We start from the raw sequence: 15124 nt of genomic DNA on the forward strand, positions 1-15124 counted from the left end.
ACACGCGATAGCTCGGCCGCATTCCCGTCAGCGCGGCAACAGCGCGGTGCGCAGCGTGTCGAGTCCGACGCCGCCGAGGTCGAGCGCCCTCTTGTGGAAGTCCTTGAAGGAGAAGGCGTCGCCCTCGGCGGCACGCACGCCGTCGCGAACCTGCTCCCAGATGCGCTGCCCCACCTTGTACGAGGGCGCCTGGCCCGGCCAGCCGAGGTACCGGTTCACTTCGAACTGCACGAACTGGTCGGACATGTTGACGTTCCGGCGCATGAAGTCGAGCGCGTACTCGGCATCCCACACGCCGGTACCGTCGAGGCGCGGCTTGCCCAGGTGCACGCCGATGTCGAGGACGACCCTGGCCGCGCGCATCCGCTGTCCGTCGAGCATGCCGAGACGGTCGGCCGGGTCGTCGAGGTATCCGAGCTGCTCCATCAGACGCTCCGCATAGAGCGCCCATCCCTCGGCATGGCCCGAGGTGCCCGCGAGCAGACGGCGCCAGGAGTTGAGCTCGGCACGGTTGTAGACCGCCTGCGCGATCTGGAGGTGATGGCCGGGCACACCCTCGTGGAAGACGGTGGTGAGTTCGCGCCAGGTGTCGAACTCCGTGACACCCTCGGGAACGGACCACCACATGCGACCGGGACGGGAGAAGTCGTCCGTCGGGCCGGTGTAGTAGATCCCACCCTCCTGCGTCGGGGCGATCATGCACTCCAGTGTGCGGATAGCCTCCGGGATGTCGAAGTGCGAGGCGCCGAGTTCGGCGACCGCACGGTCGCTGGTCTCCTGCATCCACTTCTGCAGCGCTTCCGTGCCGACGAGCTTGCGGGTGGGATCGGCCTCGAGATGAGCAGCGGCCTCTTCGACCGAGGCTCCGGGAAGGATCTCGTTCGCGATCGCGGTCTGCTCCGCCACCATGCGCGCGAGCTCCTCACGGCCCCACTCGTACGTCTCGTCGAGATCGATCGTCGCGCCGAGGAACCGGCGGGAGTTGAGCGCGTACAGCTCACGCCCCACGGCATCGACGTCGCCGGCGGCCGGGGCGAGCTCCTCCGCCAGGAATCGACGTAGCTCGTCGTAGGCGACCCGTGCGGCGGCGGAATTGTCGGCGAGCGTACGAGCCAGGGAGGCGGGAAGCTGACCCTCGTCCGGGTCGGCTTCCGCCACGAAGGCAGCGAAGAACCCGTCATCGGCGGTGTAGCGGTCGATCTGGGTGGCGACCTCGACCACCTGACGACGTGCGGGCATGACGCCCTCGGCGATGCCGGTGCGAAGCGTCTCGACGTAGCCGCGGAGAGCGCCGGGGACGGCGGCCAGGCGCGTCGCGACGACGTCCCAGTCCTCGACTGTCGACGTCGGCATCAGGTCGAACACCGAGCGCACGTCCTGCGCCGCGGAGGCGATGACGTTGAGGTCGCGCAGATGCCACTTGGCGTCGTGAAGCTCGAGGTCCAGGCGGAGCTCCGCGCTGAGATCGGTCTTGGTGACCTCGTCGATCGCGTCGACGGGCGTGAGAGCAGACAGCTTGTCGAGGGTCGATCGGGTCGCCGCGGCGATCTCCTCATGGCCGGCCGGGCTCAGATCGCCGAAACGATCGTTCACCTCGTCGCGGCCGATGTAGGTGCCGAGAGTGGGCGCCAGAACCGCGATCTTGTCGACCCATTCATCGGCGACGGCGTCGATGGCGGAGGGGGTGCGAGGAGCTGAAGTCATAGCTGCCAGCCTAATCCCCGCCCCCCTTCCACCGCCGGAGGTCAGTGCGCGGCTTCGTTCCAGTCGCGACCACGGCCGACCTGCACGTCGAGCGGCACGGTCAGCTCGGCCGCATCTCCCATGCGCGCGCGGACGATGCGCTCGGTGGCATCCCACTCCCCCGGAGCGACCTCGACCACGAGCTCATCGTGGATCTGCAGCAGCACCCGCGAGGAGAGCTGTTCGGACCGCAGATCGTCGTGGATGTGCAGCAGCGCGATCTTCATGATGTCGGCCGCGCTGCCCTGGATCGGCGCGTTGAGCGCCGCACGCTCGGCGTTCTCCCGCAGCACCCGGTTCGGGCTCGCGAGGTCGGGGAACGGACGGCGACGACCGAAGATCGTCTCGGTGTAGCCGACTTCCTTGGCCTTCATGACCGACGCACGCAGATAGTCGCGCACTGCTCCGAAACGGGCGAAGTACTCGACCATGAGCTGCTTGGCCTCGGACTGCTCGATGCGCAGCTGCTTGGACAGCCCGAACGCCGAGAGTCCGTAGACCAAGCCGTACGACATCGCCTTGACCTTGGTGCGCATGGCGGGCGTCACATCGCTCGGATCGACGCCGAACACCCGTGCGCCCACGAAACGGTGCAGGTCTTCCCCGCTGTTGAAGGCCTCGATCAGCCCCTCGTCGCCCGAGAGGTGCGCCATGATGCGCATCTCGATCTGCGAGTAGTCGGCGGTGAGGAGAGCCTCGTAGCCCTCTCCGACCTCGAACGCGCTGCGGATGCGGCGGGATTCCTCGGTGCGCACCGGGATGTTCTGCAGGTTGGGGTCGGTACTGGAGAGCCGTCCGGTCTGACTTCCGGTCTGCACATACGTCGTGTGGACGCGGTGGTCATCGCCGATCGCCGTGTCGAGCGATTCGATGATCTGACGGAGCTTTGTGGCTTCGCGGTGCTGCAGCAGCAGGCTCAGGAACGGATGTGGGTGGCTTTCCTGCAGGTCGGCGAGGACCGCGGCATCCGTCGAATACCCCGTCTTCGTCTTGCGGGTCTTCGGGAGCTGGAGGTCTTCGAACAGCACCTCCTGGAGCTGCTTCGGCGAGCCGAGATTGAACTCGCGCCCGACGACGGAGAACGCCTCCTGCGCGAGCCCCTCGGCGCGCGTGGCGAGCTCGCCGGAGAAGGTCGAGAGCACTTCGTGGGAGACCGCCACGCCGGCGACCTCCATGTCGGCGAGGGTGAGCAGCGTCGGCAGCTCGATGTCGACGAGGACCGTGCCGACCGACTCCGGGATGTCTTCCCGCAGCGCATCGGCGACGCGCAGGGCGAACCAGGCCTCCTGCGAGGGCGTCGCACCCTCGGTCTCGGGCACGAGCTGGGACGGGTCTGCTTCGGGCAGCTTCTCGCCCAGGTAGCGCTCGACCAGGTCGGCGAGGGTCTTGTCCGGGAAACTGGGGCGCAGCAGCCAGCCGGCGAGACTCGTGTCGTACGAAAGGCCGCGGAGGCGGAGGCCCTGACGGATCAGCGCCTTGACCTGTGGCTTCGCATCGTGGAGCACCTTCGGCGCGTTGGATTCGATCCACTCGCGCAGGGCTTCGGCAGCGGTGTCCGTCCAGTCGGCCTCGCGCAGATCGGTCAGCGTGGCCGCACCGATGCGCACCGGGGCGCCGCCCTGGGTGGTGACGCGGAGGGAGACATCGCCGTCCTGCGCTGCGGCCCAGGCCGCGAGATCGGCGGGCGCGACGTCGACCGGCACAGGGAGGACGACGACGGAGGCAGGATCATCGGCGACTTCGCCGGCGCCGACGGCCTCGAACACCCGCGGCAGGAGGGTGCGGAACTCCAGACGCGCGAAGATGTCGCGCACCGCCTGTGCGTCGATCGGGGCGACCTCGAGATCAGCAGGTCCGACCGGAAGCTCGACGTCGGTGAGCAGACGGTTGAGCTTGCGATTGCGACGCACGTCTTCGATGTGATCGCGGAGGTTGCCGCCGACCACGCCCTTGATCTCATCGGCCCGTGCGATCAGCTCGTCGAGCGAGCCGAACTGCGTGAGCCACTTGACCGCAGTCTTCTCGCCGACCTTCGGCACACCGGGAAGGTTGTCGCTGGTCTCGCCGACCAGTGCCGCGATGTCGGGGTACTGCTCGGGCCGGACCCCGTAACGCTCCTGGACGGTCGTCGGGTCATACCGCTTGAGCTGGGAGACGCCCTGCACCGAGGGGTAGAGCAGCGTGACATCGTCGTTGACGAGCTGGATGGTGTCGCGGTCGCCCGAGACGACCAGCACGTCGTAGCCCTGTTCCGCACCCTGGGACGCGAGCGTCGCGAGTATGTCGTCGGCCTCGATCCCCTCTTTCGTCAGAACCGGTATCGACATGGCGGCGAGGCAGTCCTGCAGGAGCGGGATCTGTCCCTTGAACTCCTGCGGCGACTCGGAGCGCGTGGCCTTGTACTCCGGATACTCATCGGTGCGGAACGAGTGCCGCGAGGTGTCGAAGGCGATGGCCAGGTGCGTCGGCTGCTCGGCTTTGATGAGGTTCACCAGCATCGACAGGAACCCGTAGATCCCGTTCGTGTGCTGGTTGTCCTTGGTCGTGAAGTTCTCGACCGGAAGGGCGAAGAAGGCACGATAGGCGAGCGAATGGCCGTCGACGACCATGAGGGTAGGCTTTGCGGAGTCCGTCACCCTGTCAGCCTAACGAGGACGACAGACACCCGCTGAGGAGGATGCATGAGCGACGTCGCGACGAGCGAAGGACTCGACTGGGCCACGGCCCGCGGGATGGGTGCTCTGGCCGAGAAGATGGGCATGGAGTTCGTCGAGTTCAGCGTCGAACGCTGCGTGGCGACGATTCCCGTCGAGGGCAACACGCAGCCGGTCGGGCTCATGCACGGCGGCGCGTACGTGGTGCTCGGAGAATCGCTCGGCTCGATGGCCGCGAACCTCCACGCCGGCGTCGGGCGGCTCGCGGTCGGCGTCGACATCAACGCCACCCACACGCGCTCGGCCACTTCCGGAGTCGTGACCGGCGTGTGCACGCCCGTGCACCTGGGCCGGAGCATCACCGTGCACGAGATCGTGGTGACCGACGATCAGGGTCGGCGCTGCTCGACGATCCGCATCACCAACATGATCAAGGACGTTCCCGCCGAGCGCTGAGCGGCTCCTCCAGCAGTCGCTGGAACAGTACGTGATCCTGCCACTCCCCCGCGATGCGGAGGTACTTCGGAGCCAGTCCGATGCGCTCGAAACCGTTTCCGAGCAGCACACGCTGGGATCCGATGTTGTGCAGCAGTGTCGCGGCCTGCATCCGGTGGAGGCGCAGCTCCATGCGCGAATACTCCAGGATCTGTGACACCGCGCGGGTCGCGAGTCCGCGGTGCTGCCTCGCGGCGTCGACCCAATAGCCGAGGTCGGCGCTCCAGAACGCGCCACGGACGATGTTGTTGATGTTCATCCGTCCACGGATCTCACCGTCGTCCGACTCGATCACGAAACGGATGCTACGGCCGGACGCGGCGTCGGTGACGCACTCCTGAGCGTGGCGCTCCTGGGAGTCGATCGTGAAGAAGGACTCGCCACGAGTCGGCTCCCACGGTGCGAGGTGCTCCCGGTTCGACAGATACGCCCTCGAGAGCGCTGCACCGTCACCGATACGGACGGGCCGCAGGATGTGCTCGCCATCGAGCCGGAGGACTCCGGCGCTCACCGCTACTTCTTGGGGGCGAGCTGCTCGATGATGGCCTTGGCGACGTCCTGCATGGTCAGACGACGGTCCATGGATGCCTTCTGGATCCAGCGGAACGCCTCAGGCTCGCTCAGGCCCATCTTCTCGTTGAGCAGGCCCTTGGCGCGGTCGACGAGCTTGCGGGTCTCGAAGCGCTCGACCATGTCGGCGACCTCGGCCTCGAGCGTGATGATCTGCTCGTGGCGGGCGAGGGCGATCTCGATCGCGGGCAGCAGGTCGTTCGGCGTGAACGGCTTCACGACGTAGGCGAGTGCGCCTGCTTCGCTGGCCCGCTCGACGAGCTCCTTCTGGCTGAACGCCGTGAGGAGGACGACCGGCGCGATGTTGCCCTTGTGCAGCTTCTCGGCGGCGCTGATGCCGTCGAGCTGAGGCATCTTCACGTCCATGATGACGAGGTCGGGGCGCAGCTCGGTCGCGAGCGCGACCGCGGTCTCGCCGTCACCGGCTTCACCGACGACATCGAAGCCGTTGTCGCGGAGGATCTCGACGATGTCGAGGCGGATCAGCGACTCATCCTCGGCGACGACGACGCGTCGCGGGGCGGATGACGTGGGCTGCTCGGCCTGCTCTTCTTGCTCTGTCACAGAACCATCCTAGTGGAGAGGTCCGTGCGCGGGCTGTAGGTGCTCGCGGCGGAGGATCGCGCCCCGACCCTGCGCTAAAGTCGTAGACGCGACACACGAGCCGGCGTGGCGGAATGGCAGACGCGGAGCACTCAAAATGCTTTGTCCGAAAGGGCGTGTGGGTTCGAGTCCCACCGCCGGCACACGAATCGCGGTCGAGACCGCTGAATCACTCGCACAGCCTCAGATCGACCTCGTGTCCCGGGCCTGCGGACGCGATGACCGGAGGGGACTGCGATGACCTGGCCCGAAGACGAAGTGATCACTCGCCCTCAGCCGGTCGAACTCCATCCCGGCTGGGGCTGGGGTCTGCTGCTCGTTCCCGCGGCAGTGGGGCTCGCCGCCCTCGGCGTGTTCCTGTACCGCTCGCTCGGTTCGGGGGCGGGACTCCTGATCGGCGTCGCGCTCATCGCGTGGGCAGCATCCCTGGTGATGCCGTTCTTCGTCATCGCCTGGTACGCGGTACAGGCGACGTGGAAGGCATCGCGCGAAGCGCGTGGCCAGACCTTCGCCGCCCCATCGCAGGCGCTCCGCGGCATCGGTTTCCGCATCCGCTGGAGCCACGGTGCACGGCGCTTGATGTTCAATCCCGCGTCCTACGACGGACGTGACCTCCCGATGCTCGTCGCCGGTCGGGTCGTCCACGGTGTCGCGATCGGCATCCTGGTTCTCGCGGGCCTGATCGCCGCGTTCCTTTCTTTCACCTCGCGCTGAAGCGACTACTCGGCCAGCACGGCCAGTTCGGCCAGGACTCGAGGATGCGCAAGGATCCGGAAGTGTCCTCCGGTCTCGAGTCGGACGTTCTTGGCCCCGGCCAGCTCGCTCCCCTCCGGTATGTGGGGATCGAACGCCGCATAGATCGACACGATCCGTTCATTGACCGTGAGCTGCCGGGCGATGTCCACGATCGATGGGTCTTCCGGCGAGAAGGCGCGCAGGGTGCGCGACAGCATCAGACGGGCGTAGCGCGAGCCGCCGAACGGCGTAGCGATCGCGAGCATCGAGCGCACCCGCTCCCCCGCCGGGCCGGTCATGACGAGCTTGCCGGCGAGCCCTCCCTTGCTGTGTGCGACCAGGATCACGTCGGTGAGCCCTTGGCGCTCCAGGAACTCCGCGACAGCCGCCGCGATGTCGGCGACCGGACGCTCGTTCCGACGAAGCGTGTCGACGATGTGGACGGCGTGGCCGCGCGCGTGCATCTGCCCCACGAGGGGCTGCATGAACTTCCAGGTCTCGTACACACCCGGAAGCACGACGATGTGCGCAGCGCTCCCTGAGGCGAAGGTCGCGGGAGATGTGCGATCGAACGTCGCACGCAACTGCCAGTAGCCCGCGTACGCGTAGTCGGCCAGCCACCAGCCCGCGTTCCTCAGCACGCTGATGACGTGCTCCTCGGCAGACGGCTTCGACTCATGAGGGAAAAACTACCCGACCGCACGACAGAGGGGGCGAGACCGAAGTCTCGCCCCCTCTGGATGCTGAATGTCAGACGCCGGCCTTGTAGATCGGGGCTGCACCGCGGATCGCATCGCCGACCTTGTGCACGCGGAGGTCGTTCGTCGATCCGATGATTCCGGGAGGGGAACCGGAGATCACGACGACCTTGTCCCCTTCCTCAGCGAGTCCGTTGCCGAGCAGATACTCGTCGACCTGGTGATACATCAGGTCGGTGTGCTGCACCATGTCGACCAGGGTCGAGCGGATGCCCCACGTGAGCGCCATACGACGGCGGATGTCCGGCTCCGGCGTGAACGCGATCATGGGGATGCGCGAGCGCAGACGCGACAGACGACGAGCGGAGTCGCCCGACTGCGTGAACACGCAGAGGAACTTCGCGTCGACGAACTCGGCGACCTCGAGGGCGGCCAGCGTGATCGCACCACCCTGCGTGCGGGGCTTGGTCGTCAGCGGCGCGATACGCTCCAGGCCGTGCTCCTCGGTGGATGCGATGATCCGCGCCATCGTCTCGACGACCACGACCGGGTAGTCCCCGACGCTTGTCTCGCCGGAGAGCATGACCGCGTCCGCACCGTCGAGGACGGCGTTCGCGACGTCCGAGGTCTCGGCGCGCGTGGGGACGGGGCTGCTGATCATCGACTCGAGCATCTGCGTCGCGACGATGACCGGCTTCGCCATGCGGCGGGCGATCTCGACCGCGCGCTTCTGCACGATCGGGACGGCCTCGAGCGGAAGCTCGACGCCCAGGTCGCCTCGGGCGACCATGATCGAGTCGAACGCGTCGACGATCTCTTCGAGTGCGTCGACCGCCTGCGGCTTCTCGACCTTCGCGATGACGGGGACGCGAACGCCCTCCTCCGCCATGATCTCGTGCACACGGGTGACGTCGGAGGCATTGCGCACGAACGACAGCGCGATCAGGTCGGCGCCGATGCGCAGACCCCAGCGCAGGTCGTCCTCGTCCTTCTCGCTCAGTGCGGGGACGTTCACGGCGACGCCGGGCAGGTTGATGCCCTTGTTGTTCGACACCGCTCCGGCGACGATGACCTTCGTCGTCACGGTCACGCCGTCGGTCTCCACGACCTCGACGCGCACCTTGCCGTCGTCGATGAGGAGGAAGTCACCGGGCTTCACATCCTGCGGGAGCCCCTTGAAGGTGGTCCCGGAGATCTCCTTGTTGCCGATGATGTCTTCGGTGGTGATCTTGAAGATGTCGCCCTTGGCGAGCTCGTAGGGGCCGTCCTCGAACTTGCCGAGACGGATCTTCGGTCCCTGCAGGTCGACGAGGATCGCGACCGGACGGCCGGCGTCCTCTGCGGCACGCCGCACGTTGGCGTAGTTGTTCTCGTGCACGGAGTAGTCGCCGTGGCTGAGGTTCAGTCGAGCGACATCCACCCCCGCGTCGATCAGTGCACGCACCGTCTCATAGGTGGAGGTGGCGGGGCCCAGGGTGGCGACGATTTTCGCGCGTCTCAAAGATTTCTCCAGGGTAGAAGTGGGGGAAGGTGAATCAGGCGACGGTGCCGGCCTCAGCCTACGCGGGCTGGAGACCGATCGCGACATCGCTCGGGCGCACCGGCTCGGGAAGAACCGTGGTGCCCATCAGGAACCGATCGACGTTCGCGGCGGCCGCGCGGCCCTCGGCGATGGCCCAGACGATGAGCGACTGTCCACGGCCGGCGTCGCCGGCCACGAACACGCCGGGAACCGTCGACTCGTAGCCGGAGTCGCGACGGAATGCGCCGCGGTCGGTGACCTGCGGAAGCGTCTCGTCGGTATACCCGTCCTGCTCCGGTCCGGTGAAGCCCATGGCGATCAGGATCAGGTCGGCCGGGATCTCGCGCTCGGTGCCGCTCTTGGGAACACGACGACCGTCGATGTACTCGGTCTCGGCGACGCGCAGCGCACGGACCTCGCCCACCTCGTTGCCGAGGAACTCGACGGTGGACGCGAGGAACACCCGCTCGCCGCCTTCCTCGTGCGCAGAGGACACCTCGAAGAGCGTCGGCATCATCGGCCACGGCTGGTGGTCGGGACGTGCGTCGCCCGGCTGCTTGCCGATCGCGAGGTTGGTGACGCTCAGCGCGCCCTGACGGTGTGCGGTACCGATGCAGTCGGCCCCGGTGTCGCCGCCGCCGATCACGATGACGTGCTTGCCCTCGGCGCTGATCTGGTCGGTGACCTTGTCGCCGGCGACTGCGTGATTGGACTCGACGAGGTACTCCATGGCGAAATGCACGCCGTCGAGGTCGCGTCCGGGGATCGCGAGATCGCGCGGAACCGTGGAACCCGTCGCGATGACGACTGCGTCGTAGCGGGCGCGCAGGTCGGGCCAGGAGATGTCCTTGCCGATCTCGACACCCGCGCGGAAGCGGGTGCCCTCCTCCTGCATCTGGCGCAGGCGCGACTCGAGCTGCGACTTCTCCATCTTGAAGTCCGGGATGCCGTAGCGCAGCAGACCACCGATGCGGTCGTCGCGCTCGAAGACCGCGACCGTGTGGCCTGCACGCGTGAGCTGCTGGGCGGCGGCGAGACCCGCGGGCCCCGATCCGACGACCGCGACCGTCTTGCCGGTCAGACGCTCCGGCGGTTCCGCCTCGACCCAGCCCTTGGCGAAGGCCTCATCGATGATCGAGACCTCGATCTGCTTGATGGTCACGGCGGGCTGGTTGATGCCGAGCACGCACGAGCTTTCGCACGGAGCGGGGCACAGACGACCGGTGAACTCCGGGAAGTTGTTCGTGGCGTGGAGCCGCTCGATCGCCTCGCGACCCTCGCCACGCCACGTCAGGTCGTTCCACTCGGGGATCAGGTTGCCGAGCGGGCAGCCCTGATGGCAGAACGGCACACCGCAGTCCATGCAGCGACCGGCCTGACGACGCAGGACCTGCTTGTCGCCGGGCTCATAGACCTCTTTCCAGTCCATGATGCGCACGGGCACGGGGCGACGGGCGGGAAGTTCCCGCTCGGTCACCTTCAGAAAGCCTTTGGGGTCAGCCACCGGTCACCTCCAGGATGCGGTTCCACACGATGTCGCCGTCGGGGTCGATCCCTTCGGCCAGCGCTTCCTCGCGCATGCTCCGCACGGCGGCGAAGTCACGAGGCAGCACCTTCACGAACTCTGCAGCGGTCTCCTCGAAGCTCTCGAGAAGCGCGGACGCTCGCGGCGAGGCCGTGCGTTCGACGTGCGCGACCAGCAGGCTGCGCAGCACCTCGAGGTCGGCACGGTCGAGCGGTTCGAGCAGGAGCTCCCCGCTGCCGAGCGACTGCGCGTTCACCTTGCTCGTGTCGAGCGCGTGCACGTACGCCACTCCCCCGGACATACCGGCACCGAAGTTGCGTCCGGTCGATCCGAGGATCACCGCGAGCCCGCCGGTCATGTATTCCAGCGCGTGGTCTCCCACGCCCTCGACGACCGCGGTCGCGCCCGAGTTGCGGACGAGGAACCGCTCACCGACGACACCCGAGATGAACATCGTCCCCGAGGTCGCGCCGTAGCCGATCACGTTGCCGGCGATCACGTTCTCATGAGGCGCGATGGCAGCTCCGCGCGGCGGACGGATCGTGATGTCGCCGCCCGAGAGTCCCTTGCCGACGTAGTCGTTCGCGTCGCCCTCCAGGCGCAGCACGATTCCCGGCGGAAGGAAGGCACCCAGCGACTGTCCTGCGGTGCCGTGCAGCGTCACGTCGATCGTGCCCTCGGGCAGACCGGCGGCGCCGTGCCGGGAGGTCACCTGGTGCCCCAGCATGGTGCCGACGGCGCGCTCGGTGTTGGCGATGGGCAACTCGACTACGACAGGCTCGCCGTTGAGCAGTGCGCCCTTGGCGATGTCGATCAACTGCACGTCGAAGTGCTTCTCCAGCTCGTGATCCTGCGTGCGACCGCTGCGACGCGGTTCGCCCGCCGGGAACACCGGTCCTTCCAGCACCGGGGTCAGGTCGAGTCCTTCGGCCTTCCAGTGCTCGACCGCGGCGTTGACCTCGATGAGGTCGGCGCGGCCGACGATCTCGTCGATCGAGCGGTAGCCGAGCTCGGCGAGGAGCTCACGCACCTCTTCGGCGATGAACTCCATGAAGTTGACGACGAACTCCGGCTTGCCCGTGAACCGCTCGCGCAGCACCGGGTTCTGGGTCGCGACGCCCACCGGGCAGGTGTCGAGGTGGCAGACGCGCATCATGATGCACCCGCTGACCACGAGTGGCGCGGTAGCGAAGCCGAATTCCTCCGCACCCAGCAGCGCGCCGATGATCACATCGCGGCCGGTCTTGAGCTGACCGTCGACCTGCACCACGACGCGGTCGCGCATGCCGTTGAGCATGAGCGTCTGCTGTGTCTCGGCGAGACCGAGCTCCCACGGCGTTCCCGCGTGCTTGAGGGAGTTCAAGGGACTCGCGCCCGTTCCGCCGTCGTGGCCGGAGACCAGGATGACGTCGCTGAGCGCCTTGGCCACGCCGGCCGACACCGCGCCGATACCCGACTGGCTCACGAGCTTCGTGTGGATGCGCGCCTCGGGGTTCGCCCGCTTCAGGTCGAAGATGAGCTGCTTGAGGTCTTCGATCGAGTAGATGTCGTGGTGCGGCGGCGGGGAGATGAGGCCGACGCCGGCCGTCGCATGACGGGTGCGGGCCACCCACGGGTACACCTTGGTCGGCGGCAGCTGGCCGCCCTCGCCGGGCTTGGCGCCCTGAGCGAGCTTGATCTGGATGTCGTCCGACTCGGTCAGGTACAGGCTGGTCACGCCGAAGCGCCCGGAGGCCACCTGCTTGATCGAGCTGCGGCGCTGGGGGTCGAGCAGCCGGTCCGGATCCTCGCCGCCCTCACCGGTGTTCGACTTGCCGCCGATGCTGTTCATCGCGATCGCGAGCGTCTCGTGTGCCTCACGGGAGATCGAGCCGTAGCTCATGGCTCCCGTGGAGAAGCGCTTGACGATCGCGGACACCGGCTCGACCTCGTCCAGCGGCACGGGCTTGCGGGTTCCGGTTCGCAGCTGGAACAGGCCGCGCAGCGTCTTCAGCTCGGCAGCCTGCTCGTCGACGAGCTTCGTGTACTCGCGGAAGATGTCGTAGCGCCGGGTGCGGGTCGAGTGCTGCAGCTTGAACACCGTCTCCGGGTTGAAGAGGTGCGGCGAGCCGTCGCGCCGCCACTGGTACTCGCCGCCGGTCCACAGCCGCTCGTGCGCACGTGCCGCGGCATCTTCCGGGTAGGCGTAGTCATGACGCGCCTGGTTCTCGGCGAAGATCTCTTCGATGCCGATACCACCGAGCTTGGACTCGGTGCGGGTGAAGTACGCGTCGATGAACTCTTGGCTGAGGCCGATCGCCTCGAACACCTGGGCACCCGCATACGACGACACCGTGGAGATGCCCATCTTCGACATGATCTTGAGCACACCCTTGCCCAGCGCGTAGATCAGGTTCTTGACGGCCTTCTCGGGCGTGATCCCGGTGATGTAGCCGGTGCGCACCAGGTGCTCGACCGACTCCATCGCCAGGTACGGGTTGACGGCGGAGGCGCCGTAGCCGATCAGCGTGGCGACGTGGTGCACCTCGCGCACATCGCCGGCTTCGACGATCAGGCCCACCTTCATCCGGTTCTCACGGCGGATGAGGTGGTGGTGGATCGCCGAGACCATGAGCAGCGAGGGGATCGGCGTCAGGTCCTTGTTCGAGTCGCGGTCGGACAGGATGATGAACTCGGTGCCGTTCTCGATCGCTTCATCGACCTCTGCGCACATCTCGGTGAGCCGGTCCTGCAGCGTCTGGGGGCCGGCGTCGAAGTGGTAGAGACCGCGGATAGTCGCACTCGACCGACCGGGCATGGCCTTGTCGATGTGACGGATCTTCGCGAGCTCATCGTTGTCGATGACGGGGAAGTCCAGCGACACCGTGCGCGTGTGCTCCGGACCCCAGGAGAGCAGGTTGCTCTCGGGGCCGAGGCCCAGCTTGAGGCTCGTGACGACCTCTTCGCGGATCGAGTCCAGGGGCGGGTTCGTGACCTGCGCGAACTGCTGCGTGAAGTAGTCGAACAGCAGACGCGGACGCTTGCTGAGCACGGCGATCGGAGTGTCGGATCCCATGGCGCCGAGCGGCTCGACACCGGTCTGCCCCATCGGGGTGAGGAGGATGCGGACCTCTTCCTCGGTGTATCCGAACGTGCGCTGACGACGGGTGATCGACGCGGGCGGGTGCACGATGTGCTCGCGCTCGGGGAGCTCGGCAAGCCGGACGGCGCCGGCATCCAGCCACTCCTGCCACGGGTGCATCGTGGCGAGGTCGTGCTTGATCTCGCTGTCTTCGACGATGCGACGCTGCGAGGTGTCGACCAGGAACATCTTGCCCGGCTGCAGGCGTCCGCGACGCTTGATGCGCTCCGGCTCGAACTGCAGCACGCCGGTCTCGGAGCCGATCACGACCAGGCCGTCGGTCGTCTCGGTCCAGCGTCCGGGGCGCAGACCGTTGCGGTCCAGCGTGGCGCCGACGAGCGTGCCGTCGGTGAAGATGAGGGCGGCCGGACCGTCCCACGGCTCCATCTGGTTGGAGTGGTACTCATAGAACGAGCGCAGCTCCGGCGTGATGTCGGCCTGCTTCTCGTACGCCTCGGGAACCATCATCATGATGGCGTGCGGCAGACTGCGCCCGGTCAGGGTCAGCAGCTCGAGCACCTCGTCGAACGACGCGGAGTCGCTGGCGCCGTCGGTGCAGATCGGGAGCAACGGCTGGATGTCGCCGAGCAGCTCGGACTCGAGCTGCGACTGGCGGGCGCGCATCCAGTTGCGGTTGCCGCCGACCGTGTTGATCTCGCCGTTGTGGGCGAGCATGCGCAGCGGCTGCGCCAGAGGCCACGACGGGAAGGTGTTCGTGGAGTAGCGGGAGTGCACGACGGCCAGCTCCGAGGCGAGGCGTTCGTCCTGCAGATCGGGGTAGAACGGCTCGAGCTGCAGCGTGGTGACCATGCCCTTGTAACCGAGGGTGCGGGCCGAGAGCGAGACGAAGTAGGCGCCGAGCTCATGGCCGGCGCGCTTGCGGAGCCGGTAGGCGACGCGGTCGAGGGCGATGCCCGTGAGCGGTGCATCGGTGTGGGTCGCTCCGCCGGCGCTGACGAACAGCTGCTCGAAGGCGGGACGCGCCTCATCGGCGAGCTTGCCGAGATTCTCGTTGGCGGTGGGGACCTCGCGCCAGCCGAGGACGCGGAGTCCTTCGGAGCGGGCGATCTTCTCGATCCCGGCTTTCTGCTGGCGGCGCTCGCTCGAGTCGCGAGGCAGGAAGGCCAATCCAGCGGCGTACTCCCCCACGGGCGGCAGTTCGAAGCCGACGACTGCGCGGAGGAACGCATCGGGCATCTGCGTCAGGATGCCGGCGCCGTCCCCGGTGCCCGCGTCGGAACCGATGGCTCCGCGGTGCTCCAGGTTGCGCAGGGCCTCGAGGGCCAACGCGATGATGTCGTGCCCGGCTTCGCCGCGCAGGGTCGCGACCATGGCGAGGCCGCAGGCGTCCTTTTCGAACGCCGGGTTGTACATGCCCTGCTTCGGGGGGTAGGCGCCGGACGCGCCGTAGGGTGGCTGGAAGTACACCAGTTACCGTCCTCAGATCTTCAGTGAAAC

At 67.4% G+C, this 15124-nt stretch carries 10 protein-coding genes and 1 tRNA gene; 3 read left to right on the forward strand and 8 right to left on the reverse strand.

The window, feature by feature from the left end:
- Window positions 1-27 precede the first annotated feature (27 nt).
- Window positions 28-1704, reverse strand: a complete 1677-nt coding sequence (locus GZ67_RS0109770) for a DUF885 domain-containing protein (protein WP_029263380.1) — start codon at window positions 1702-1704, stop codon at window positions 28-30.
- Window positions 1705-1745: 41 nt separating this feature from the next.
- Window positions 1746-4379: a DNA polymerase I gene (gene polA, locus GZ67_RS0109775; RefSeq protein ID WP_029263379.1), complete on the reverse strand. Its 2634-nt coding sequence runs from the start codon at window positions 4377-4379 to the stop codon at window positions 1746-1748.
- A gap of 45 nt (window positions 4380-4424) precedes the next feature.
- Here polA and GZ67_RS0109780 point away from each other — a divergent pair, with 45 nt between their 5' ends.
- Window positions 4425-4853 carry a hotdog fold thioesterase gene (locus tag GZ67_RS0109780; protein WP_029263378.1) on the forward strand — a complete coding sequence of 143 codons (429 nt, stop codon included), beginning with the start codon at window positions 4425-4427 and terminating at the stop codon, window positions 4851-4853.
- On the opposite strand, the gene GZ67_RS0109785 is transcribed toward GZ67_RS0109780, so the two are convergent.
- Both GZ67_RS0109785 and GZ67_RS0109790 read right to left on the reverse strand, forming a co-directional pair.
- Window positions 4828-5403 carry a GNAT family N-acetyltransferase gene (locus GZ67_RS0109785; RefSeq protein ID WP_029273872.1) on the reverse strand — a complete coding sequence of 192 codons (576 nt, stop codon included), beginning with the start codon at window positions 5401-5403 and terminating at the stop codon, window positions 4828-4830. The two genes, GZ67_RS0109780 and GZ67_RS0109785, sit on opposite strands and share 26 nt — an antisense overlap.
- 2 nt (window positions 5404-5405) lie before the next feature.
- The gene (locus GZ67_RS0109790) at window positions 5406-6026 is read right to left on the reverse strand and encodes an ANTAR domain-containing response regulator (protein WP_017830602.1); all 621 of its coding nucleotides are present in this window, start codon (window positions 6024-6026) and stop codon (window positions 5406-5408) included.
- A 99-nt stretch (window positions 6027-6125) separates the two neighbouring features.
- Here GZ67_RS0109790 and GZ67_RS0109795 point away from each other — a divergent pair.
- Both GZ67_RS0109795 and GZ67_RS0109800 read left to right on the forward strand, forming a co-directional pair.
- Window positions 6126-6208 (forward strand) — tRNA-Leu (locus tag GZ67_RS0109795).
- A 94-nt stretch (window positions 6209-6302) separates the two neighbouring features.
- Window positions 6303-6779 (forward strand): hypothetical protein, encoded by a 477-nt coding sequence (locus GZ67_RS0109800; protein ID WP_029263376.1) that lies wholly within the window; start codon window positions 6303-6305, stop codon window positions 6777-6779.
- 5 nt (window positions 6780-6784) lie between these two features.
- Here GZ67_RS0109800 and GZ67_RS0109805 read toward each other — a convergent pair whose 3' ends face one another.
- The 4 genes from GZ67_RS0109805 to gltB all read right to left on the reverse strand — a co-directional run bounded on the left by GZ67_RS0109805 (window position 6785) and on the right by gltB (window position 15040).
- The gene (locus GZ67_RS0109805; protein WP_442921993.1) at window positions 6785-7441 is read right to left on the reverse strand and encodes an esterase/lipase family protein; all 657 of its coding nucleotides are present in this window, start codon (window positions 7439-7441) and stop codon (window positions 6785-6787) included.
- A 109-nt stretch (window positions 7442-7550) separates the two neighbouring features.
- On the reverse strand, window positions 7551-8999 hold the full coding sequence (gene pyk, locus GZ67_RS0109810) for a pyruvate kinase (protein ID WP_029263374.1): 1449 nt from the start codon (window positions 8997-8999) through the stop codon (window positions 7551-7553).
- A gap of 58 nt (window positions 9000-9057) precedes the next feature.
- Window positions 9058-10524, reverse strand: a complete 1467-nt coding sequence (locus GZ67_RS0109815; RefSeq protein WP_029263373.1) for a glutamate synthase subunit beta — start codon at window positions 10522-10524, stop codon at window positions 9058-9060.
- The gene (gene gltB / locus GZ67_RS0109820; RefSeq protein WP_136025890.1) at window positions 10517-15040 is read right to left on the reverse strand and encodes a glutamate synthase large subunit; all 4524 of its coding nucleotides are present in this window, start codon (window positions 15038-15040) and stop codon (window positions 10517-10519) included. Before gltB ends, GZ67_RS0109815 begins: the two co-directional genes overlap by 8 nt.
- Window positions 15041-15124 lie beyond the last annotated feature (84 nt).

This window comes from Microbacterium sp. Cr-K20 (assembly GCF_000708325.1).
Taxonomy (GTDB): Bacteria; Actinomycetota; Actinomycetes; order Actinomycetales; family Microbacteriaceae; genus Microbacterium.

Excerpts from the sequence above, each read along its gene's own strand:
- GZ67_RS0109770 (WP_029263380.1), bottom strand. The coding sequence starts at position 1,704 with ATGACTTCAGCTCCTCGCACCCCCTCCGCCATCGACGCCGTCGCCGAT.
- GZ67_RS0109800 (WP_029263376.1), top strand. The coding sequence starts at position 6,303 with ATGACCTGGCCCGAAGACGAAGTGATCACTCGCCCTCAGCCGGTCGAA.
- GZ67_RS0109780 (WP_029263378.1), top strand. The coding sequence starts at position 4,425 with ATGAGCGACGTCGCGACGAGCGAAGGACTCGACTGGGCCACGGCCCGC.
- gltB (WP_136025890.1), bottom strand. The coding sequence starts at position 15,040 with ATGTACAACCCGGCGTTCGAAAAGGACGCCTGCGGCCTCGCCATGGTC.